Origin of the sequence: Stenotrophomonas sp. SAM-B, assembly GCF_013387485.1 — a bacterium.
Classification (GTDB): domain Bacteria; phylum Pseudomonadota; class Gammaproteobacteria; order Xanthomonadales; family Xanthomonadaceae; genus Stenotrophomonas; species Stenotrophomonas maltophilia_AA.
This window is the reverse complement of record NZ_JABBXB010000006.1, coordinates 1-20,571: the sequence shown is the minus strand read 5'-3', so window position 1 is coordinate 20,571 and position 20,571 is coordinate 1. Positions and strand designations below refer to the sequence as shown.

The 20,571-nt window shown below is 67.2% G+C and carries 22 protein-coding genes and 1 tRNA gene; 18 read left to right on the top strand and 5 right to left on the bottom strand.

All coding sequences use genetic code 11. The features are described from left to right. Window positions 1–6: 6 nt before the first annotated feature. Entirely contained in the window at window positions 7–954 is a 948-nt protein-coding gene (locus HH110_RS13610; protein ID WP_176990163.1) for a cation diffusion facilitator family transporter, read from the bottom strand. Between the two features lie 318 nt (window positions 955–1,272). Between HH110_RS13610 and HH110_RS13605 the strand changes: the two genes are divergently transcribed. From HH110_RS13605 to HH110_RS13585, 5 genes are all read left to right on the top strand, one after another. Continuing rightward, window positions 1,273–1,887, top strand: coding sequence for a hypothetical protein (locus HH110_RS13605; protein ID WP_176990162.1), 615 nt, complete (start codon window positions 1,273–1,275; stop codon window positions 1,885–1,887). Window positions 1,888–1,984: 97 nt separating this feature from the next. Then, the gene (gene dusA, locus HH110_RS13600) at window positions 1,985–3,001 is read left to right on the top strand and encodes a tRNA dihydrouridine(20/20a) synthase DusA (protein WP_176990161.1); all 1,017 of its coding nucleotides are present in this window, start codon (window positions 1,985–1,987) and stop codon (window positions 2,999–3,001) included. A gap of 212 nt (window positions 3,002–3,213) precedes the next feature. Beyond that, window positions 3,214–3,579: a hypothetical protein gene (locus HH110_RS13595; protein WP_176990160.1), complete on the top strand. Its 366-nt coding sequence runs from the start codon at window positions 3,214–3,216 to the stop codon at window positions 3,577–3,579. Window positions 3,580–3,656: 77 nt separating this feature from the next. After that, window positions 3,657–4,340, top strand: a complete 684-nt coding sequence (locus tag HH110_RS13590) for a response regulator transcription factor (RefSeq protein ID WP_019185514.1) — start codon at window positions 3,657–3,659, stop codon at window positions 4,338–4,340. A gap of 17 nt (window positions 4,341–4,357) precedes the next feature. After that, window positions 4,358–5,782: a sensor histidine kinase gene (locus HH110_RS13585; RefSeq protein ID WP_176990159.1), complete on the top strand. Its 1,425-nt coding sequence runs from the start codon at window positions 4,358–4,360 to the stop codon at window positions 5,780–5,782. 124 nt (window positions 5,783–5,906) lie between these two features. Here HH110_RS13585 and HH110_RS13580 read toward each other — a convergent pair whose 3' ends face one another. Continuing rightward, a complete protein-coding gene (locus HH110_RS13580; protein WP_176990158.1) occupies window positions 5,907–6,692 on the bottom strand; it encodes a zinc-dependent peptidase in 786 nt (261 codons plus the stop codon). Then, complete coding sequence (locus HH110_RS13575; protein ID WP_176990157.1) at window positions 6,659–6,934, bottom strand: hypothetical protein; 276 nt, start codon at window positions 6,932–6,934, stop codon at window positions 6,659–6,661. Before HH110_RS13575 ends, HH110_RS13580 begins: the two co-directional genes overlap by 34 nt. Before the next feature lie 128 nt (window positions 6,935–7,062). Between HH110_RS13575 and birA the strand changes: the two genes are divergently transcribed. The 7 genes from birA (at window position 7,063) to HH110_RS13540 (ending at window position 11,485) form a co-directional block, all read left to right on the top strand. After that, the gene (birA, locus tag HH110_RS13570; RefSeq protein ID WP_176990156.1) at window positions 7,063–8,028 is read left to right on the top strand and encodes a bifunctional biotin--[acetyl-CoA-carboxylase] ligase/biotin operon repressor BirA; all 966 of its coding nucleotides are present in this window, start codon (window positions 7,063–7,065) and stop codon (window positions 8,026–8,028) included. Beyond that, the gene (locus HH110_RS13565) at window positions 8,025–8,762 is read left to right on the top strand and encodes a type III pantothenate kinase (protein WP_176990155.1); all 738 of its coding nucleotides are present in this window, start codon (window positions 8,025–8,027) and stop codon (window positions 8,760–8,762) included. The genes birA and HH110_RS13565 overlap by 4 nt, the downstream gene beginning before the upstream one ends. Before the next feature lie 9 nt (window positions 8,763–8,771). Beyond that, complete coding sequence (locus HH110_RS13560) at window positions 8,772–9,602, top strand: SPOR domain-containing protein (protein ID WP_176990154.1); 831 nt, start codon at window positions 8,772–8,774, stop codon at window positions 9,600–9,602. Window positions 9,603–9,643: 41 nt separating this feature from the next. Further along, window positions 9,644–9,719, top strand: a tRNA-Thr gene (locus HH110_RS13555). 93 nt (window positions 9,720–9,812) lie between these two features. Continuing rightward, window positions 9,813–10,733 (top strand): arginase, encoded by a 921-nt coding sequence (gene rocF, locus HH110_RS13550; protein WP_176990153.1) that lies wholly within the window; start codon window positions 9,813–9,815, stop codon window positions 10,731–10,733. A 191-nt stretch (window positions 10,734–10,924) separates the two neighbouring features. Then, window positions 10,925–11,062 carry an entericidin A/B family lipoprotein gene (locus HH110_RS13545; protein ID WP_123731139.1) on the top strand — a complete coding sequence of 46 codons (138 nt, stop codon included), beginning with the start codon at window positions 10,925–10,927 and terminating at the stop codon, window positions 11,060–11,062. A 201-nt stretch (window positions 11,063–11,263) separates the two neighbouring features. After that, entirely contained in the window at window positions 11,264–11,485 is a 222-nt protein-coding gene (locus HH110_RS13540; RefSeq protein WP_019185523.1) for a CsbD family protein, read from the top strand. Between the two features lie 91 nt (window positions 11,486–11,576). On the opposite strand, the gene HH110_RS13535 is transcribed toward HH110_RS13540, so the two are convergent. Next, the gene (locus tag HH110_RS13535; RefSeq protein WP_176990152.1) at window positions 11,577–12,377 is read right to left on the bottom strand and encodes a hypothetical protein; all 801 of its coding nucleotides are present in this window, start codon (window positions 12,375–12,377) and stop codon (window positions 11,577–11,579) included. A 108-nt stretch (window positions 12,378–12,485) separates the two neighbouring features. Here HH110_RS13535 and HH110_RS13530 point away from each other — a divergent pair, with 108 nt between their 5' ends. The 4 genes from HH110_RS13530 (at window position 12,486) to HH110_RS13515 (ending at window position 16,971) form a co-directional block, all read left to right on the top strand. Next, entirely contained in the window at window positions 12,486–13,775 is a 1,290-nt protein-coding gene (locus HH110_RS13530) for a tryptophan--tRNA ligase (RefSeq protein ID WP_176990151.1), read from the top strand. Window positions 13,776–13,945: 170 nt separating this feature from the next. After that, window positions 13,946–14,275 (top strand): hypothetical protein, encoded by a 330-nt coding sequence (locus tag HH110_RS13525; protein WP_176990150.1) that lies wholly within the window; start codon window positions 13,946–13,948, stop codon window positions 14,273–14,275. A 40-nt stretch (window positions 14,276–14,315) separates the two neighbouring features. After that, window positions 14,316–15,248, top strand: coding sequence for an MBL fold metallo-hydrolase (locus HH110_RS13520; protein WP_176990149.1), 933 nt, complete (start codon window positions 14,316–14,318; stop codon window positions 15,246–15,248). 70 nt (window positions 15,249–15,318) lie between these two features. Next, entirely contained in the window at window positions 15,319–16,971 is a 1,653-nt protein-coding gene (locus tag HH110_RS13515) for a M28 family metallopeptidase (protein ID WP_176990306.1), read from the top strand. Window positions 16,972–17,133: 162 nt separating this feature from the next. Here HH110_RS13515 and HH110_RS13510 read toward each other — a convergent pair whose 3' ends face one another. Beyond that, window positions 17,134–18,468: an MFS transporter gene (locus HH110_RS13510; protein ID WP_176990148.1), complete on the bottom strand. Its 1,335-nt coding sequence runs from the start codon at window positions 18,466–18,468 to the stop codon at window positions 17,134–17,136. A 177-nt stretch (window positions 18,469–18,645) separates the two neighbouring features. Between HH110_RS13510 and yedA the strand changes: the two genes are divergently transcribed. After that, a complete protein-coding gene (yedA, locus tag HH110_RS13505) occupies window positions 18,646–19,548 on the top strand; it encodes a drug/metabolite exporter YedA (protein WP_176990147.1) in 903 nt (300 codons plus the stop codon). Then, window positions 19,545–20,462, top strand: a complete 918-nt coding sequence (rarD, locus tag HH110_RS13500) for an EamA family transporter RarD (RefSeq protein ID WP_176990146.1) — start codon at window positions 19,545–19,547, stop codon at window positions 20,460–20,462. The genes yedA and rarD overlap by 4 nt, the downstream gene beginning before the upstream one ends. Window positions 20,463–20,571 lie beyond the last annotated feature (109 nt).

Genomic DNA, 20,571 nt, shown 5'->3' with positions numbered 1-20,571 from the left:
CGTCGCTCAGATCGCCCACTCCCGATCCGTCGTGAACATGATCGTCAGCCACCGGTCCGGCGACTCCTCGCCCAGCGCCTCGCCGATCTCATCGCGCAGGCGATCCCATTCGATCAGCGGCCGCGGCGGATCGTCCGCGCGCGCCACGAAGAACAGTTCGATCTGCTCACCGCGTCCGACCTTGGCCACGTAACTGCGGTACTCCAGGAAGCCGTGCCTGGCCACGATGTCGCGTGCCACCGCGTCGACATGTGCCTGCAGGTCCAGCGGCGTGATCAGCAGGATGTCCGACAGCGCCTGGCGCACCGTGCCCAGGGGCGCCACCACAACGAACAGGCAGACCACCAGCAGGATCGCCGGATCGATGTACGGGACCAGCCACGCCCATTCGGTGCCGCGCAGCACATAGCCGCCGACGAAGGCGACCAGGTAGGCGGCCGACATGCTCGCCGCGACCACCCAGTTCTTCGCATCGAGCGCGATGAAGTCCGAGCCGATCGACCGGTTCGCACGGCGTACGAACAGTGCCAGCCCGGTTTCGGCTACGATCGAGATCACCGCGAACAGGATCGCCGGCCCCAGCGCGATCTCGCGCCCGCCGGACATGAGTGCGTCCACCGCATTGACCGCGGCGTACAAGGCTGCCCCGATCATCAATGTCCCGCTGACCCCGAGCACGATCGGCTCCAGGTGCCAGAAGCCCATGGTGAAGCGCTGGTTCAAGCGCGACTGCAGGGTATCCACGTGGGTCGACAGGCTGATCAGGCGCACCACCAGCAGTGACAGCCAGGTCATCACCACGTCGATCAGCCCGTAGATGCCGTCGAAGATGATCAGCGAGGAGTTGGCGAGCAGGCCGAAGGCCACCGCGGCCGCGGCCATCGCCAGCGAGGCGGCGATCGACAGGCGCAGCACGCCTTGTTCGGTGGTAGGGTCGAATCGTGCAATGCTCATTGGAAACCTGCATGGGGCGACATGACATGATCGCCCGCCGTCTTTTGGCCATGTGGGTAGGCGAGACGCGTCGGGCGGGAGATGCGCATGTAGGTGGATAGGTTCATTGGGATCGCGCGGCGTTCAACAGGTTTTCCCGGCATTTTCGACACATCCGATAGCGCGGACAAATGACTTTCGCATAGGGCGGATCGACTTGATCGCGATGCTGCGAATGCGTTCGAAGGAGTGTGACTTCAGCTGGATTTTTACGGAATGGTTGTTGGTAGCTTGGCATTTCGAGGGGTCAAGGCGAAGCACACAATGTTGAGAAAAATCATGTTGCTGTTGTCCGGCGTTTTGCTTGCCGCCGGGAGCTTTGCAGGCGGTGCGACCCAGCGGATAGCAGCAGAGTCGATCAATCTGCATGACCTGTCGTTGAGAGTGTTGGTGGACGGCGAGCTGATAATGACGCCAAACGTGCAACTGCTTCCAACGCGTACCGCCTACGTGTCCATTGGATCTCCCGGAGAGGTTGTGTACACGTTGACGTTGGACATCATCGAGCACGTAGCGGATGCCCCAGCCGATGCCACGGGGTTGCAGATGGTTCTCTGGCGGGGCGGTGTCGGCGGTGGAGAGATGCTCCTGGATTCCGTGATGGTCATTGATTCCCGCACCATCGCCAGGGCCGCTTCCGAGGGGCGGTCGCCCAGCGTCAGGATAGGCGGTTCGACGAAGGCATCGGTCGAGATTGAACTGGTTTCTCACGCAGTACTTGAGAGCGACGCGACTGTGGTGGCTACACAGGCCACCTGCAAGACAGCTCGTGCTCTGTCCGCCTCCAGCAGCGATTGCTGTAGTGCCAAATGCAAGGACGGCAGCGCGAACTCACTTTCGTGCTGTGGTGCGTACCGGTGCTGTGGATGCGGCGTCTGTTGCTCGGTCCCTTGACCGATTCCCCCAGCGCCCCACGTACAGCGTTCATGGGAAGGGGGTAAACTATTGATTGCGCTGGTATTGCCAGTGAATCCAGATAGCCCCGCGCCCCATGACCCAGCCCATCACCGACGCCACCGCGCGTTACGCCGCCTCCCTGCGTCTGTCCGTCGCTCCGATGATGGACTGGACGGACCGCCATTGCCGGTACTTCCACCGGCTGCTGGCGCCGGGTGCACGGCTGTATACCGAGATGGTGCACGCCAACGCGGTGATCCATGGCGACCGTGAGCGCCTGCTCGGCTTCGACGGCAGCGAGCATCCCCTGGCGCTTCAGCTCGGTGGCAGCGATCCAGCCCTGCTGGCCCAGGCCGCGCGCATCGCGCGGGAGTGGGGCTACGACGAGGTCAATCTCAACTGCGGCTGCCCCTCCGACCGGGTCCAGGCCGGGCGCTTCGGTGCCTGCCTGATGCGCGAGCCGGCCCTGGTCGCCGAGTGCGTGGGCGCGATGGTCGCAGCGGTGGACATCCCGGTGACGGTGAAGTGCCGACTCGGCGTGGATGACGACAACGACTACGAAACCTTCGTCAACTTCGTCGATCAATCGACCAACGCGGGAAGTGCGATGTTCGTGGTGCATGCGCGCAACGCGTGGCTGAAGGGCCTCTCGCCGAAGGAAAACCGCGAAGTGCCGCCGCTGCGTTACGACTGGGCGCACCGCCTCAAGGCCGACCGCCCGCAGCTGCAGATCGTCCTCAACGGTGGCTTGGCCACGGTCGAGGCCGCGCAGGCCCAGCTGCCGGCGCTGGACGGGGTGATGCTGGGCCGTGCGGCCTACCACGACCCCTACGTGCTGCATCAGCTGGAGGCGGCCCAGACCGGTGCCGCGCTGCAGTCGCGCGAGGCGCTGCTGCGCGCCATGCAGCCGTACATCGAGGCCCAGCTGGCCCGCGGGCTGGCGCTCAAGCACATCACCCGGCACCTGCTGGGGCTGTTCCACGGCCAACCCGGTGGGCGCGCTTTCCGCCAGATTCTGAGCGAAGGCTCGCATCGCGTCGGGGCCGACTGGAGCCTGATCGACCAGGCGCTGGCGGTGACCCGCGCCCAGGCCGAACGCGTCGCGGCGTGAACCGCATCACCCTGTCAGCTTGACAAGGGCCTCGCTTTGGCCGCCAATGTTCACTTAGATGAACAAAGCGGGGAGGCAACCGGAAAAGTTCAGACCGGATTCACTGGCTAAAACCAAGAATTCGCTAAAGATTCGTAAAGCGCCGGCCCAGGCTGGCGGTTGCCGATTCACAACTTTTGAACGTTTAGCCGCGCTCCGCTAGGATCAGACCGATGTTCTCCGTGACCCGCCACCGCCGCATCGCTGCCTTCGCCCTTCTGGCGACGGGCGCAGCTGCCTCCGCCAGTGCGTGGGCGCAGATGCCGCCGGAAGCGGCCCGTGCCGAGATGATGCGCACGGCCGAACGCGGTGGTCCGCAGGAGCGCTCGCTGTCCGATGCGGTCCGTCGGGTGCAGCGGACTACCGGTGGACACATCCTCGGCGCCGAGCGCGTGCCCTTCGACGGGCGCGACATCAACCGGGTCAAGTACATGGATGACCGCGGCCGCGTCCGCTATATGGACGATCCCGCGACATCGCGTTCACAGCCCCGCACGCCGCGCTCGGATATGTCATCACTACGCGGCGATAACCCCTGAACAGGGATAGTTGTCCGCAGTCATCTGCATTACCCACTGGCCCCATGGGGCCATACCCAGGACACTAGGGAGAGTTCATGCGTATCCTTCTGGTCGAAGACGAAGCCCCGCTGCGGGAAACACTGGCAGCCCGGCTCAAGCGCGAAGGCTTTGCCGTCGATGCTGCGCAGGACGGTGAGGAAGGTCTGTACATGGGCCGCGAAGTACCGTTCGACGTCGGCATCATCGATCTGGGCCTGCCCAAGATGTCGGGCATGGAACTGATCAAGGCGCTGCGTGACGAGGGCAAGAAGTTCCCGGTGCTCATCCTGACCGCGCGTTCGAGCTGGCAGGACAAGGTCGAGGGCCTCAAGCAGGGCGCCGACGATTACCTCGTCAAGCCGTTCCATGTCGAAGAGCTGCTGGCCCGCGTCAATGCGCTGCTGCGCCGTGCCGCCGGGTGGAGCAAGCCCACGCTGGAGTGCGGCCCGGTCGCGCTGGATCTTGCCGCGCAGACGGTCAGCGTCAACGGCAGCAACGTGGACCTCACCAGCTACGAGTACAAGGTGCTGGAGTACCTGATGATGCATGCCGGTGAACTGGTCTCCAAGGCCGACCTCACCGAACACATCTATCAGCAGGACTTCGACCGCGACTCGAACGTGCTGGAGGTCTTCATCGGCCGCCTGCGCAAGAAGCTCGATGCCGACGGCGAACTCAAGCCGATCGAAACCGTGCGTGGCCGCGGTTACCGCTTCGCCATTCCGCGCAACGAAGGCTGAGCTGCTGGCGATAGATGATGTCCGGCCGTCTGTGGTTCTTTAAACGCTGGCGGCCGCGCTCACTGCAGGCGCGCCAGCTGTTGGCCGCCTCGGTGGGCCTGGTGGCCTTCCTGGCCCTGGCCGGCTACGCGCTGGATGCCGCCTTCGCCGATACCGCGAAGGCCAACCTGCGCGAGCGGCTCAAGAACTACGCCACCGCGTATGCGGCCGGCATCGATTTCACCCGCGACCGCTCGCTGTACATCCGCGAGCAGCCGCCGGATCCGCGCTTCGACGTCCCCGGCAGCGGCCTCTATCTGCAGGTCGTGATGCCCGACGGCAAGGGCAACTCCATGTCCGCCGAAGGCCCGATGCTGCCGACCGAAGGCGGCGGCATGCTGGCGCCGCGACAGGAAGTCTTCGAAGGTCCGTTGCCGATGATCCAGATCGACGGCAGCGAGGGCTCGGCCTACCGCTATGGCATGGGCCTGGTCTGGGATGCCGACGCCGACCCAGCCACCGAATTCCCGTACACCATCTACGTGCTAGAAGACTCGCGCGCGCTCGGCGCACAGCTGCGCGTGTTCCGCGGGCGGGTGTGGTTCTACCTCGGCGGCATCGGTCTGATCCTGCTGCTGCTGCAGACGGTCATTCTGCAGTGGAGCCTGCGCCCGATGCGGCGCGTGATCAACGAACTGACCAAGGTCCAGCGCGGTGAAACCGAGCGCATGAGCGAACGCCATCCGCGCGAGCTTGAGCCGCTGACCGACAGCATCAACGCCTTCATCGAGAGCGAGCGCGAGAACCTCGAGCGCCAGCGCAACACCCTGGCCGATCTCGCGCACAGCCTGAAAACACCGCTCGCGGTGCTGCGCACGCAGCTCGACAGCGGCGCACGCGATGAGGATCTGCGCGAAGAATTCGACGTGCAGCTGCGGCGCATGAACAACCTGGTGTCCTACCAGCTGGCGCGCGCGGCGTCGTCCGGCCACAAGCTGTTCTCCGCCCCGCTGCCGATCGAGTCCAACGCCGAAGAGATCGTGCGGGGCCTGGAGAAGGTCTATGCCTCCAAGGGCGTGCTGTGCGAGTTCGACATCGATCCGGCCGCGCGTTTCCATGGCGAGCCCGGCGATCTGCAGGAACTGCTCGGCAACCTGCTGGAGAACGCGTTCAAGTGGGCCAAACGCCGCGTGCTGCTGACCGCGCATCCGTTGCCGGCACCGGGTGCGCGTCGCGCCGGCCTGGTGCTGTCGGTGGATGACGATGGCCCGGGCATAGCACCGGAGGACATCGCCAAGGTGCTGCAGCGTGGCGTGCGTGGCGACGAGCGCGTGCAGGGCCACGGCATCGGTCTGTCGATCGTGCAGGATCTGATCAAGGACTACCGCGGCGAACTGCAGGTGAAGCGTTCCCCGGAGCTGGGTGGTGCGCGCTTCGAAGTGAAGCTGCCGCCGGGGCCGTAAAGGCCGTACCGACCAACGGTCGGTACCTACCGATGGCCCGTATCCACCCAACGTGCATCATCGATCTGTATCGCCCGGCATTCCCACGGAACAGGTAGCCCACGACCGTTGGTCGTGGCGCACCTCACCGCATCAGCGGCGACGGACCATAGAACCGTTGCAGATGCCCAGCCACCGCCGGCATCTCGCGCGCCAGCAGCGCCGGTGCGGAGAAGTGGTACTCGCTGACCACCGCGAAGAACTCCTCCGGCGCCTCGGACGCATACGGATCGATCTGCGTTTCCCGACCCTGGTCCACCGCAGCGCAGAACGCGTCATAGGCCTGCTGGAAATCCGCCGCCCACTGTTTCTGCCACGCACGTGGCAACGGCGGCGTGCCGTCGATCGCGCCGTCCAGCGCATCGATCTTGTGCGCCATTTCATGCACCGCCACGCAGAACCCGGCCTCGGGATCGGCGATGTCGGCCTGGATGTCGGCCCAGGACAGGATCAGCGGGCCGCTGTCCCAGGATTCGCCGATCAGCGCATCGTCCCATTCGTGCAGCACGCCGGCGGCATCCACCTGGCTGCGGTGCACGCGGAACGCGTCGGGATAGACGATCAGCTGCGACCAGCCGCGCAGGCCGACCTCACCCAGCTCCAGCAGCGGCAGGCAGCACAACGCGGCCAGCAGCACGCCATCGCCCTCGTCCAGCTGCAGTCCGGCGGCCGGGCTGATGGTTTTCTCGTGCAGGAAGCGGGCAGCGAGGGCGCGCAGGCGTTCGCGGCGGGCAGCATCCAACCGCCGCAGCCAGGCAGCGCGGTGGCAGGTGGTGTCCCAGAGGGTGGGGTCGATCTCGCGTGGCGTGCGGCGCAGCCAGCCCAACAGTCGTTCGATCAGCGGAACATACCCGGCAGGAAGCTGTGCCACTTCGGCGCGCGCAGGCGCGGCAGCACGTCCTCATCGCCGCCGCCGCCGGTGCTGGTCCCGCTGCTGGCGCTGGGCTTGACCGTGGCGGGTGCGGCGGATGCAGATGCCGATGCCGGCGCACTGCGCTCGCTCTCACTGGCCGAATAGACACACGCGCCGCGACCCGCCGTGGTGAGCGCATCGGAAGCATGCGCGGCCAGCGGGGCCATCAGGAGGAGCAGGCAATGGGCGAACGGGCGCATCGTCAACATCCAGCGGCGGGTGAAGTTCCCGATTCTAGCCCGATTCCGCCGGGGGATTGGAAGGCCCCGGGCGGGCGCTGGCGGCGGCTTTCCCGCATACTTTTCCCGTTTACCCGATGGAAGCTGCCGTGGACGACCGCCAACTGCTGGCCAAACTGGGCGCCGGGCGCCTGTCCGGCGACGCGCTGGCGCGCGAACTGGGCCAGACCCGCGCCGCGATTTGGAAGCGGATTCAAGGACTTAGGGCGGCGGGCGTCGATATCGACGGACGCGCCGGTGACGGCTACCAGTTGCAGCAGCCGCTGGACCTGCTGGATGGCAACGCGATCCAGGCCGCGCTGCCGCCCCCGGCCTCGGGCCAGCTTTCCTCCCTGCAGGTGGCCTGGTCGGTTGCGTCAACGAACAGTGAATTGCTGCGCTGCAGCGCGCCGGAGCGCGGGGCGATGGTCCTGCTGGCGGAACGCCAGACCCGCGGCCGCGGGCGCCGCGGACGGGCCTGGGCCTCGCCGCTGGCGGCGCATATCTATCTTTCCGTGCTGCGTGGCTTTGCCGGTGGCCTGTCGCGGTTGGGCGGGCTGAGCCTGGTCGCCGGGGTCGCGGTGGCCGAGGCGCTGCGCGAGGCGGGTTTTCGCGACGTCGCGCTGAAGTGGCCGAATGACCTTGTCGTCGATGGACACAAACTCGGCGGCCTGTTGATCGAGGGCGGCGGTGAGTTCGCCGGGCCCGCGCGTGCGGTGATCGGCCTGGGGGTCAACGTGCGCATGCCCGCCGCGTTCGCCGCGGAGATCACCCAGCCCTGGACCGATCTGGACACGCTGTCCGGCGCACAGACGTCGCGCAACGCCGTGGTCGCACGCATCCTCGCGGTCCTGCTGCCGGCATTGGACGCGTTCGAGCAGGACGGCCTGGCGCCGTTCCTCGCGCGCTATGCCGCGTTGGACAGCCTGGCCGGGCGCGAGGTGCAGGTGGAAGAGGGCGGCGTGCTGTTTGCCGGCACGGCGCTGGGTCTGGCCGACGATGGCGCGCTGCGCGTGCGCATCGACGGCAACGAACGGGTTTTCCATGCGGGCGAAGTCAGCGTGAGGGCGCAATGAGCGACTGGTTGTTTGATCTGGGCAATTCGCGCTTCAAGTTCGCGCCGCTGCAGGGCATGCGCGCGGGCGATGTGCAGGCATGGCCGCATGGCGCCGAAGCGATGCCCGTCGCGGCACTGGATGCGCTGCCGTCGGGTGACACCGCGTATGTCGCCAGCGTCGCAGCGCCCTCGCTGACCGCCGCCATGCTGGATGTGCTGCAGGCGCGCTTCCGCCATGTGCGCGTGGCGCGCACCGAAGCAGAGTACGCCGGAGTGCGGATCGCCTATGCCGATCCCGGTCGCTTCGGCGTGGACCGCTATCTGGCGCTGCTGGCCGTGGCGGCGCGGGGCCAGGCCGTGTTGATCGCCGGCGTGGGCACCGCGCTCACGATCGATCTGCTCGATGCCGATGGCCAGCACCACGGTGGCCGCATCTCGGCCTCACCGACCACCATGCGCGAAGCGCTGCATGCGCGTGCGGTGCAGTTGCCTGCGGCAGGCGGCGACTACAGCGAGTTCGCCAATGACACCGCCGATGCGCTGGCGTCCGGCTGCGATGGTGCCGCGGTGGCGCTGATCGAACGCAGCCGTGTACAGGGCGGTGAACGGCTCGGCACGCTGCCGCACCTGCTGGTCCACGGGGGCGGTGCACCCGCCCTGCTGCCGCTGCTCGGCGATGCCGAATTCCAGCCTTCGCTGGTGCTCGACGGGCTGGCCCGCTGGGCCGTGCATCAACCGCCGTCGGCAGGCTAGGATCAGCCGATGCTCACCCGTGCCCTGATCGTCGTCTTGGTCATCCTCAACCTCGGTGTCGCGCTGTGGTGGCTGCTGCGCAGCGAACCGGTCAGCGAACCCCCGGCCTCGCCGGTCGGCGTGGCGCAGCTGGAAGTGCTGCCACCCACGCAGGCGCCCCCCGCTGCGGCGACACCGACGAACAACGCGCCTGCGCTGCAGGACGTGACGCCGGCGTCGGCCCCGGCCGCGGCGCCGGTGACCCCCGAAGTGCCGCCCACCGCCGTGGCTGCCACGCCCGCGCCCGCGCCTGCAGCTACCGCGCCCGCCGTTGCGCCTGGTCCCGCCGCCGCCCCGGCGGTCGCCCCACCGGCGCCGGTCGCGCCGCCGGCCGCGCCCGCCCAATGCGTCAGCCTGGGGCCCTTCGCCGACCGCGCGACGGCCCAGGCTGCGCAGTCCCGCGCGGGGAGTGCCCTGCGCACGGCCCGGCTGCGCGAGGTCGCCGATGCCGGCGCCACCCGTTACCGGGTGCTGCTGCCACCCGCCGCCAGCCGGGAAGAGGCGCAGGCCACGGTCAAACGCATCGTTGCGGCCGGGGTGAGCGATTACTACATCATTGCCCAGGGCGAGGAGACCCATGCCATCGCGCTGGGCCAATACCGCAACCGGGAAGGCGCGGATCGTCGCCTGGCGGCGCTGAGCGCGGCGGGTTTCAAGGCGAAGATGGTCGCCAGCGGGGGCGATGGCAGCGCGCAGTGGTGGCTGGATGCGACCCTGGCAGCGGGTACAGAGGCCGCCGCGGCACGCCAGCGCAGCGGCGCAGCCCAGCAGCGCTCGCTGGAATGCGCGCGCGTGCGCTAGAATCCCGGCTCCGCGACGGGTCGTCCCGCCGCGATGCCCATGCCGGCATAGCTCAGTTGGTAGAGCAACCGCCTTGTAAGCGGTAGGTCCCCAGTTCGAATCCGGGTGCCGGCACCATTGCTGCACGGTCGATGACGGCTGCTGCAGCGCCGCGAGTCGTATCACCTCGCGCTGGCTATGCTGTTCCTCTTTGCAATGGAGGCAACAGCGATGGCGATGTATTCCCCGGTTTCCCTGATTGGCGTGCCCACCGACATCGGGGCGGGCCACCGTGGCGCGGGTCTGGGACCGGACGCCCTGCGCATCGCGGGCCTGGGTGATGCACTGATTGCGCGGGGCGTGCAGGTGCGCGACCTCGGCAACCTGGACGGTCCGCGCAATCCGTGGACGGCCCCGGTGCAGGGCTATCGCCATCTCGACGAGGTGGTCGCCTGGAACCGCGCGCTGATGGACGCCACCTATACCGAACTGCAGGCCGGCCGGATGCCGATCATGCTCGGCGGCGACCACTGCCTGGGCATCGGCTCGATCACCGCGGTCGCGCGCTGGTGCCGCGAGCAGGGCAAGGACCTGCGCGTGCTCTGGCTGGACGCGCATTCGGATTTCAACACCAGCGAGGTCACCCCGTCGGGCAATGTGCACGGCATGCCGGTAGCCTGCCTGTGCGGGCTCGGCCCGGATGCGTTGACCCGGCTCGGCGGCGACGCCCCCGCGATCCGCCCGCAGCAGGTGCACCAGATCGGCATCCGCTCGGTGGACCAGGAAGAGAAGCGCCTGATCAAGCAGCACCAGGTCGATGTCTACGACATGCGCTACATCGACGAAGCGGGCATGAAGCGCACCATGGAAGCGGCACTGGCCGGCATCGATGCCAACACCCATCTGCATGTCAGCTTCGACGTGGACTTCCTGGATCCCAGCATCGCGCCGGGCGTGGGCACCACGGTGCCGGGCGGGGTCAACTACCGCGAGGCGCAGCTGGTGATGGAGATGATCGCCGACACCGGGCGCATGGGCTCGCTGGACATCGTCGAGCTGAATCCGCTGCTGGACAACCGCAATGCCACGGCCGAACTGGCGGTGGATCTGGTCGAAAGCCTGTTCGGCAAATCGACGCTGATGCGCGATTGAGAACTTCTGGCTGAACAGCGTTTTCCTGCATTCACATCCGCTGCACGCCGCTCCAGCCAGATTGCACGTCACGCGGCGCTGTGTGTTTCGACCCACGGCACTGCAGGTCAGGAAGGGGAGCTGCGCTGGCGTGCTCTTCTGACAGGCGGGACCGGATTTCGGTATTGAATTTGAACAACCAGGAGAACCCCATGAAGCGTGTTATCGCACTGATGCTGTTGTCGATGTTCTCGGTGGCCATGCTGTCCGGCTGCAACACCGTTGCTGGTGCAGGCAAGGACGTGCAGAAGGCCGGTGAATCGGTCGAAGACGCTGCCAAGGGCAACTGATCCGCGGATCAGCAGTCAACGGAAAAGGCCGGGAATTCCCGGCCTTTTTCATGTCCGCGGGATGACAGTGCGGACGGATGCCGTAGTGAATCATTCAAGCTCGTGAGCATGCGTTTCATCGCCGCTTGACCGTGCGGCAACGCGCCCTGGCGCAATCTGGTCCCACGGCGAGATGGCCGTTGCAATCAAGGAAGCGAATCCATGAACAAAGACATCATTTCCGGCAAGTGGACGCAGCTCAAGGGCAAGGCGCAGGCCAAGTGGGGCGACCTGACCGACGACGATTTCAAGGTGGCCGAAGGCAATGCCGAGTACCTCGCAGGACGCCTGCAGGAACGCTATGGCTGGGCACGCGACCGTGCTGAAACCGAAGTCCGCGACTTCGAAGCGGCCATGCGCAAGGATTATCCGGATTACCACTGAGGGGTGATCCGTTGCGACGGCGCAGCCGTCGGGGGTTGAAACCGGAACGGGCCGCGAGAGCGGCCCGTTTTTTCATGCGCTTGGTCCGGGATCAGCGATCGCGGTACGGCGGCGGGTCCGGCACGTACTGGCCGGGGAAGGCCTGCGGCTCGTCGCGCGGTGGTGTGCTCCGCCGTGGAAGAATCCCGCGTGCCCTCAGATTGCGCTCACTGTCGTAGCGGACCTGCAGCTGCTGCGCTGGATACGCCGTGGCGCGCTCGAAGGAGGTGTTGCGCACGCGCGATGCCTCGCGCTGGCCATGGCCGGTGCCCAGTTGGGGGGCGGGGGCCGAGGAACCGGTCACGCGTGCGCTCTCCATCGTCGATGCGCGCGCCTGCGGGCGTGCCTTGGCATCGGCCGCGCCGGCCACCGCGGGCGCCGCTTCCCAGGACACCCGCCCGGCTTCGTGGAACACCGCCACCCCGATCACCCCGATGTTGTCCGGGCGCCCGGTACGGGCCGCATAGCTGCGGTCCGGATCGGTGAACACGAACTGGGCGACCTCGTCGGAGGATTTGCGCCAGCCGTGGATATCGGTGGTCTGCCATGGGTTGAGCACGTAGCCGGTCTGGCCGGGGGCAGCCACCTCGCCGCTGATGGCATTCAGACCGTCGACCGAGAGCACCACCAGCACCCGCTCGGCGCTGCCGTTGCGCAGCCGCACGCTGTAGCGATGGCCCTGCTGCCCCGCCACCCAGCGCTGGCTGCCCTGGCGGTACTGAGTGAGGGCCTGGCCGCTGTCGCGGTCGATCACGGTCAGGTGCACAGGCCCGGTGTCGTAGCGCAGAGAGGGCGCCGGCTTGAAGCCGCACAGGGCCAGCACGGCAAGCAGGGGCAGGATCAGGCGTTTCATGGCAGGGCTCCGCAGGGCAGGTGCAGGATCAAACGCACGGGCCGGGCCAACGGGGTCGAGCGCGGGCAGGTAAACTGGGGCGGTTCATCTGTCCGCATTGATTCCCCCATGACTACCCGCGTCCTTACCGGCATCACCCCCTCCGGCACGCCCCACCTGGGCAACTACGTCGGCGCCATCCGTCCGGCGATCACCGCCAGCCAGGCCTCGGATATCGAGAGCTTCTTCTTCCTGGCCGACCTGCACAGCCTGATCAAGGCGCAGGAGCCGGAGCGCACCCAGCGTTCCACGCTGGAGATCGCGGCAAGCTGGCTGGCGTGCGGGCTGGATCCGGACAAGGTGTGGTTCTACCGGCAGAGCGACATCCCGGAAACCACCGAGCTGATGTGGTTCCTGACCGTGATCGCCAGCAAGGGCATCCTCAACCGCGCGCATGCCTACAAGGCGGCCGTGGACAAGAACCGCGAGGAGCAGCTGGATGATGACGCCGGCGTCAGCGCGGGCTTGTTCATGTACCCGGTGCTGATGGCGGCCGACATCCTGATCTTCAAGGCCAACCGCGTGCCGGTCGGCCGCGACCAGATCCAGCATATCGAGATGGCGCGCGACTTCGCCCAGCGTTTCAACCACGTCTACGGCCAGGAATTCTTCCCGCTGCCGGAGGTGGTGATCGATGAGCAGGTCGCCACGCTCGCGGGCCTGGATGGGCGCAAGATGAGCAAGAGCTATCACAACACCATCCCGCTGTTCGCCCCGCGCGCGGAGCTGAAGAAGGTGGTGTTCGCGATCCTCACCGATTCGCGCGCGCCCGGCGAGCCGAAGAGCACCGAAGGCTCGGCGCTGTTCCAGATGTACCAGGCCTTCGCCACCCCGGAACAGACCGCTGCGTTCGCGCAGGCGTTCGCCGACGGCATCAGCTGGGGCGATGCCAAGCAGCAGCTGTTCGAGCGCATCGACAGCGAGATCACCCCGCTGCGCGAGCGCTATGACGCGCTGATGGCCGAGCCGGAAAAGATCGAGGCGCTGCTGCGCCGTCGTGGCCAGCAACTGCGCGAGCAGTTCGCCGTGCCGCTGCTCAAGGAGCTGCGCCATGCGGTCGGCCTGCGCGATCTGTCCACCGCCGGTGACGTGCCCAGCGAGGAAAGCGAGGCCGCACGCGCCGCACCGCCGCTGTTCAAGCAATACCGCGAGAAGGACGGCCGTTTCTACTTCAAGCTGCAGGCCGGTGACGGCACGCCGCTGATCCAGAGCGAAGGCTTCGATTCGCCGCGCGATGCCGGCCAGCTGATCGGCGTGCTCAAGCAGACCGAGCATGGCGACGGGCTGCAGAGCGAGCTGTTCAAGCTGGAGGCCGAGGTCGACGTGGTGCTGGCTGCACTCCAGGCGCTGCGCGGGTAATGCCGGCCGCTGGCCAGCAACCAGGTAACCGCAGCATCACGTAGTGCCGGCCGCTGGCCGGCAACCAGGCGAACGCCCCATCACGCAGGCATCGACCGTGGGTCGATGCCACCGCTATGGCATGATGCCCCTGCACGCCGCAGGGGCGTGTTCCTGCACGGGAGACTGCGATGGCCTGGTTGTCGTTGTTGTTGTTCCTGCCCTGGTTCGTGCTGCTGGGCACGCTGTACTGGCTGTTCCCGCGCCAGCCGCGTGGCACCGCGCGCCACCTGTTCGATGGTGCCGCGCTGATCCTCGCCTTCGTGCTGAGCATCCTGGCGATGCTGTGGGGCCACCACATCGGCGTGGTCCAGAATGATGCCGGACCAATCTGGCGGCAGGTACTGGCGGTGCTCTACGCCTACGGTGCGTTCCTGGCAGTGATGGTGGCCGCCGTGCTGCTGCGTGGACCACTGCTGAGTGCGACTGCGACCAAAGCCGCATCGAAGCCGCTGCACTGATCGACGTAAGATGGGGGCGTTTCGTGCCAGGGATGTGTTGATGCACTCCGACCCCAGCATTCATACGATCGACACCGCGTTCCAGCGCGATGATTTCGACGCGGCCTACCTGATCGTCGAGAACGGCCGGGCGGCCTTCATCGATTGCGGCACCGGCCTGGCCGTGCCCGCGATGCTCGCCGCATTGACGCGCGCAGGCTGTACGCCCGGGCAGGTCGATTGGCTGATCCTGACCCATGTGCACCTGGATCATGCCGGCGGCGCCGGTCTGCTGATGCAGCAATTGCCCAACGCCACCCTGGTCGTGCACCCGCGCGGCGCGCCGCACATGCTCGATCCGACCCGCCTGGTGGCCGGGGCCACCGAGGTCTATGGCGAAGCCGAGATCGCACGCAGTTATGGCCCGGTGCTGCCGGTGCCCGCCGCGCGCGTGGTGATCGCCGAGGATGGCCACACCGTGGATCTGGCCGGGCGCGCACTGCTGTGCATCGATACCCCCGGACACGCGCGCCATCACCTGTGCGTGTGGGATGCACGCAGCCGCAGCTGGTTCACCGGCGACACCTTCGGGCTGTCCTATCGCGAGCTGGACAGCGCGCAGGGCGCGTTCATCGTGCCGACCTCTTCGCCTGTCCAGTTCGATCCCGAGCCGCTGAAGCAGTCGATCGCGAAGATGCTGGCCTACGATCCGCAGGCCATGTACCTGACCCACTACGGGCCGGTGGCACCGCCGCGGAAACTGGCGGCGGATCTCGTCGAGCAGATCGATGCGATGGTCGAGATCGGTCGCCAATGCGATGGTCGCCCGGACCGGCATCGCTGCCTGGTGGCGGCGCTGACCGCGCTGTACCTGGAACGCGCGCAGGCACACGGCTGCCCGCTGGATGACGAAGCGGTGACCCGTGTGCTGGCGATGGACATCGAGCTCAACGCGCAGGGCCTGGCCTGCTGGCTGGATCGCGATCGCCGCTAGTGCACGGTCACGGGGGTGTCACGTTACACTCCGGTGTCCCGTTTTCGTCCTGGTGTCTGCCGTGAATCCGATGCGCATGCTGCTGCTGTCGTCCTGCCTGTTCGTGGGCGGCCTGGCCCACGCCGCCAATGATCTGCCCGGTGGCGGCATCGATCCGCAGGCCCTGTCGCGGCATGTGCGCATCCTGGCCTCGGACGAGTTCGAAGGCCGTGCCCCGGCCACGCCCGGTGAAGAGCGCACGGTCCAGTACCTGATCGAGGAATTCAAGAAGTACGGCCTGCAGCCCGGTGGCGTCGACGGCGGCTGGGTGCAGCCGGTGCCGATGGTGCGCGCGCAGGTCGATGGCCCGGTGCGCGCGCAGCTGCGCCAGAAGGGCAAGCAGCGCGCCCTGGCCAATGGCGAGGACGTGACCCTGCAGAGCCTGCGACCGCAGGATGCGGTGGCGATCAAGAACGCACCGCTGGTGTTCGTCGGCTACGGCATCGATGCGCCCGAGCGCCAGTGGAACGATTACAAGGACGTCGACCTGCACGGAAAGATCGCCGTGGTGCTGATCAATGACGCCGATTTCGAGGCCGACCAGCCGGGCGCGTTCGATGGCAAGGCCGTGACCTACTACGGCCGCTGGACCTACAAATTCGAAGAGGCCGCACGCCGCGGTGCGCAGGGCGTGCTGATCGTGCACGAGACCGCGCCGGCCGCGTACGGCTGGGCCACGGTAAAGAGCTCGGGCACCTCGCCGCTGTTCGATATCGAACGCACCCGCGAGCAGGCCCTGGCCCAGCACGTACCGGTGCGCGGCTGGATGCAGCGCAGCCTGGCCGAGCAGTTGTTCCGCGACGCGGGCCTGGATTTCGAGGCCGAAAAGCGCCGCGCCATGACCCCGGCCTTCAAGCCGGTAGCCCTGGGCGATGCGCAGCTCTCGGTCGACTTCAAGCTCAAGCGCGAACAGGTGATCACCCGCAACGTGGTGGCCAAGCTGCCGGGCGGCGCGCATGCCGATGAAGCGGTGATCTTCTCCGCGCATTGGGACGCGTTCGGTATCGGCCAGCCCGATGCCAAGGGCGACCGCATCCGTCGCGGCGCAATCGACAACGCCACCGGCGTGGCCACCGTGCTTGAGCTGGGCCGCGTCTTCGCTGCCGGCCCGCAGCCGCAGCGCACGCTGTATTTCGTCGCGTTGACCGCGGAAGAGAAGGGCCTGCTCGGCGCCAGCTATTACGCCGCGCACCCGCTCGCCCCGCTCGACAAGACCGCTGCGGTGTTGAACATCGAGATGTTCAGCCCGGATGGCCCGACCCGCGACATCGCGTCGTGGGGCAAGGGCCGGGTCTCGCTGGAAGGGGACCTGGAGCGCGTGGCCAAGGCGCGGGGCCGGACCTACTCGCCGGACCCGAACCTGGAAGCCGGCTTCTTCTACCGCGCCGACCATTTCGCCTTCGCCCGCCTCGGCGTGCCGGCGATCACCATCGGCCCGGGGCTGGACATGCGCGAAGGTGGCGTCGAAAAGGGTCGCGAGCTGCGCGATGCGTATTTCGCCGCCTGCTACCACCAGGCCTGCGATGCCTGGACCCCAAGCTGGGACCCGAGCGGCCACGCCGCCGACACCCTGCTGGTTTATGACCTGGGCGCGGAACTGGCCAACAGCCGTCGCTGGCCGCAGTGGGAAGAAGGCTCCGAATTCCGCGCCGAGCGTGAAAAGACCGAGTCCGCGCGCCGCTGATGTAGGGGTGGATTGCGGGATCGCCGCATCCGCCAGCAAAACCAAAGCCCCCTGAGTCAGGGGGCGGCCGCGTAGCGGCGGGGGTCTGGGTGCTGGTAAGAAGGGGCCCGCGGTTTGCGCAGCAAAGCGTGGGGCGTCAGCGCGTATGCGATGGCGCGTCCCCTACTTGCGCGTGCCATCGAGCCAGTTCGGGCCCTTGTTGGTCAGGAAGAACATGTAGACCACCAGCGATACCGCGATGATCGCCGTGACGTACACCGCGAACATGCCGACCTGGCCGGTCTTCAGCGCGCCCTGATACAGCAGCGGCGCGGTGCCACCGAACAGCGAGTTGGCCATCGCATAGCCGAAGCCCACGCCCAGTGCACGCACATGGGTGGGGAACAGCTCGGCTTTGACGACCGCGTTGATCGAGGTGTAGCCGGTCAGGATCACGAAGCCGATGCCCAGCACCAGGAAGGCCATGAACGGATCGTGCTGGTTGGGCAGTTCGGTGATCAGGTACCAGCTGTACAGCACGCCGCCGATGCCGAAGAACACCAGCAGGCTCTTGCGCCCGACCATGTCCGACAGCCAGCCGCCGATCGGCTGCAGCACCATCAGGAAGGTCAGCACGCCGAGGTTGATCATCGTGCCGGTCATGACGTCATCGCCCGCGAACGCGCTCTGGATCATCTTCGGCCCGTTGACCGAATACGTATAGAACGCGACGGTGCCGCCAGCGGTGATCAGGAAGCACAGCAGCAGCGGACGCCACTGGTTGACGAACAGCTCACGCATCGAGCCGGAGGCCTTGGCGCGGCCATCGCGTGCGGCTTCGATGGAATCGGTCTGCAGCGATTCGTCCATGCTCCGGCGCAGCCAGAACACCACGATCGCCGCGATGCCGCCGATGCCGAACGCCACGCGCCAGCCCCATGCGGAAATCTCCGGCTTGTCCCAGAAGGTCAGCATGCCCAGCAGGGTCAGCTGCGCCAGCACGTGGCCGCCGACCAGGGTGACGTAGTGGAACGAGGACAGGAAGCCGCGCCGGCCGGGGATGGCGGCCTCGGACATGTAGGTCGCACTGGTGCCGTACTCACCCCCGGTCGCGAAGCCCTGCAGGAGGCGCGCGAACAGCAGGATCACCGCCGCCCAGATGCCGATCTGCGAGGCGGTCGGGGTGATCGCGATCAGGAACGAACAGGCGGCCATCACCGTGACCGACACCGTCAGCGCCAGCCGTCGGCCGTAGCGGTCGGCGAAGCGGCCGAAGTACCACGCGCCGATCGGGCGCATCAGGAAGGTGGCGGCGAAGATCGCCCACACATACATCGTGGAGTTCTTGTCGGCGGCCGAGAAGAACTGGGATTCGAAGTACACCGCGAAGACCGAGTAGACGTAGACGTCATACCACTCGACCAGGTTGCCGGCCGAGCCTTTGAGGGTGTTGGAGATGGAGCGCCGCAGGGCGGCCCGTTCGGGGTGTGCCGCGGTGGCGGGGACGGAAGTGCTCATGCAGGGTAGGGGTCCTGGCTGGGAAGCGTTGATTGCTCTTGTTACCTTACCGCACGTCAAAAACGGGTGCGTGTCAGGCATCACGCGGCGGCCCGGTGAAATCAGCGTGCCAGCACAAGGGGTGCCGCGCCATCGGCAACGGCCTAGAATCCGGGTTCCCCCGTACCGTGGTGGCCCATGGCCGTTCTACCCGAATCCCCGTCGGCCGCTCCCCGCAGCGGCCTGGTCGTCCTGGCGCTGCTGCTGGTGTACGTGGTCTGGGGGTCCACCTATCTCGGGATCCGGCTGGCCTTGGAGGGCGGCGCGCTGCCGCTGACGATGGTCTCCGGCGGCCGGTTCATCATCGCCGGCTCGCTGATGTATGCCGTGCTGCGCTGGCGTGGCTCGCCCGCGCCGACCAGACGCCAGTGGGGCAACCTGGCGATCATGGGCCTGACCATGCTGGTGCTGGGCAACGGCATGGTGGTGCTGGCCGAGCGCACGGTGTCCTCGGGCCTGGCCGCGACCGCCGTGGCCTCGGTGCCGCTGTGGATGGCCCTGTTCGGCGCGATGCGCGGGCAGAACGCCAGCCGCGGCGAGTGGCTGGGCATTGCGATCGGCTTCCTCGGCGTGGTCTGGCTCAACGCCGGCAGCAGCCTGACCGCCTCGCCGCAGGGCCTGATCCTGCTGCTGATCGCGCCGATCGGCTGGGCCTTCGGCTCGATCTGGGCACGCGGCCTGGACCTGCCCAGCCCGTTCATGACCGCCGCAGGGCAGATGCTCTGCGGTGGCGCGATGCTGATCGTGCTCGGCCTGCTCAGCGGCGAGCGCCCGACCACGTGGCCCAGCATGAATGGGCTGCTGGCGGTGGCCTACCTGTGCATGTTCGGCTCGATCGTCGCCTTTACCGCGTACGTGTGGCTGCGGCACAACGTGCGCCCGGCGCTGGTGGCCAGCTATGCCTACGTCAATCCGGTGATCGCGGTGATCCTGGGCGTGATCATCGGCAACGAGCATTTCGGCGGGCGTGACCTGCTGGCAATGGCGGTGATCCTGGCCGGCGTGGTGGTGCTGACCCTGGCCCGGACGCGCGCGAAGTGAGCCTGCCTGCGCAACACAGCCTGCAGGAGCAGCGCCGCGGCTTCGCGATCACCGCCTTCACCTTCACCCTGTGGGGCCTGGTGCCGGTCTACTGGCACCTGCTCAAGGCGGTGCCGTCGCAGCAGATCATCGCGCACCGCATCATCTGGAGCACGGTGCTGGTGGTGGCCTGGCTGCTGCTGAGCAGCGGGATGGGCTGGTGGAAGGCCATCGCCGCCCAGCCGCGCGCGCTGCCGACCCTGGCACTGAGCAGCGTGGCGATCGCGTTCAACTGGGGCCTGTATATCTGGGCGATCAATGCCGGTCACGTGATCGAGACCAGCCTGGGGTACTTCATCAACCCCCTGGTGAGCGTGGTGCTCGGCGTGGTGGTCTTGAAAGAGCGCCTGCGCCGCCTGCAGTGGCTCGCGGTGGGCTGCGCGGCCCTCGGGGTGGCATGGCTGACTGTCGATGCGGGAACGCCGCCCTGGATCGCGCTGGGGCTGGCCTGTTCGTTCGGTCTGTACGGCCTGCTGCGCAAGATGATCTCGGTGGACCCGGTGGCCGGCCTCGGAGTGGAGAGTCTGTATCTGTTCCTGCCGGCGATCGGGTTCGCGCTGTGGAGCGAGAACGGGCACGGCGGGGCGTTCTTCAGTGGGTGGGGTTGGCGCAACGATGCGCTGTTGATCTTCGGTGGTGCGGTGACGGCGTTGCCGTTGATCGGGTTTGCGTACGGGGTAAAGCGGATTCCGCTGTCACTGGTCGGGATCCTGCAGTACATCGCGCCGAGTATCGGCCTGCTGTTGGGCGTGTTCTTTTTCCGCGAGCCGTTCGATACGGCCAAGGCGGTGGGTTTCGCTGCGATCTGGACCGGGCTGCTGCTGTTCATCGGCGACGGTGTTTGGCGGTCGCGGGTTGGTGGTTTGAAAGGCTGAAAAGCCTTGAAGCCTTGGGCTGCGGGGATGGCTGGCTGGGCAGGGTGTGGGTGGGTGCGCGGGACCCGCCGTGAACCCATCCATGGGGGCTCATATGCCGCCATCCATG

Coding starts and splice junctions, on each gene's coding strand:
- HH110_RS13610 (WP_176990163.1), bottom strand. CDS start 954: ATGAGCATTGCACGATTCGACCCTACCACCGAACAAGGCGTGCTGCGC.
- HH110_RS13605 (WP_176990162.1), top strand. CDS start 1,273: ATGTTGCTGTTGTCCGGCGTTTTGCTTGCCGCCGGGAGCTTTGCAGGC.
- dusA (WP_176990161.1), top strand. CDS start 1,985: ATGACCCAGCCCATCACCGACGCCACCGCGCGTTACGCCGCCTCCCTG.
- HH110_RS13595 (WP_176990160.1), top strand. CDS start 3,214: ATGTTCTCCGTGACCCGCCACCGCCGCATCGCTGCCTTCGCCCTTCTG.
- HH110_RS13590 (WP_019185514.1), top strand. CDS start 3,657: ATGCGTATCCTTCTGGTCGAAGACGAAGCCCCGCTGCGGGAAACACTG.
- HH110_RS13585 (WP_176990159.1), top strand. CDS start 4,358: ATGTCCGGCCGTCTGTGGTTCTTTAAACGCTGGCGGCCGCGCTCACTG.
- HH110_RS13575 (WP_176990157.1), bottom strand. CDS start 6,934: ATGCGCCCGTTCGCCCATTGCCTGCTCCTCCTGATGGCCCCGCTGGCC.
- HH110_RS13565 (WP_176990155.1), top strand. CDS start 8,025: ATGAGCGACTGGTTGTTTGATCTGGGCAATTCGCGCTTCAAGTTCGCG.
- HH110_RS13560 (WP_176990154.1), top strand. CDS start 8,772: ATGCTCACCCGTGCCCTGATCGTCGTCTTGGTCATCCTCAACCTCGGT.
- rocF (WP_176990153.1), top strand. CDS start 9,813: ATGGCGATGTATTCCCCGGTTTCCCTGATTGGCGTGCCCACCGACATC.
- HH110_RS13545 (WP_123731139.1), top strand. CDS start 10,925: ATGAAGCGTGTTATCGCACTGATGCTGTTGTCGATGTTCTCGGTGGCC.
- HH110_RS13540 (WP_019185523.1), top strand. CDS start 11,264: ATGAACAAAGACATCATTTCCGGCAAGTGGACGCAGCTCAAGGGCAAG.
- HH110_RS13535 (WP_176990152.1), bottom strand. CDS start 12,377: ATGAAACGCCTGATCCTGCCCCTGCTTGCCGTGCTGGCCCTGTGCGGC.
- HH110_RS13530 (WP_176990151.1), top strand. CDS start 12,486: ATGACTACCCGCGTCCTTACCGGCATCACCCCCTCCGGCACGCCCCAC.
- HH110_RS13525 (WP_176990150.1), top strand. CDS start 13,946: ATGGCCTGGTTGTCGTTGTTGTTGTTCCTGCCCTGGTTCGTGCTGCTG.
- HH110_RS13520 (WP_176990149.1), top strand. CDS start 14,316: ATGCACTCCGACCCCAGCATTCATACGATCGACACCGCGTTCCAGCGC.
- HH110_RS13515 (WP_176990306.1), top strand. CDS start 15,319: ATGCGCATGCTGCTGCTGTCGTCCTGCCTGTTCGTGGGCGGCCTGGCC.
- HH110_RS13510 (WP_176990148.1), bottom strand. CDS start 18,468: ATGAGCACTTCCGTCCCCGCCACCGCGGCACACCCCGAACGGGCCGCC.
- yedA (WP_176990147.1), top strand. CDS start 18,646: ATGGCCGTTCTACCCGAATCCCCGTCGGCCGCTCCCCGCAGCGGCCTG.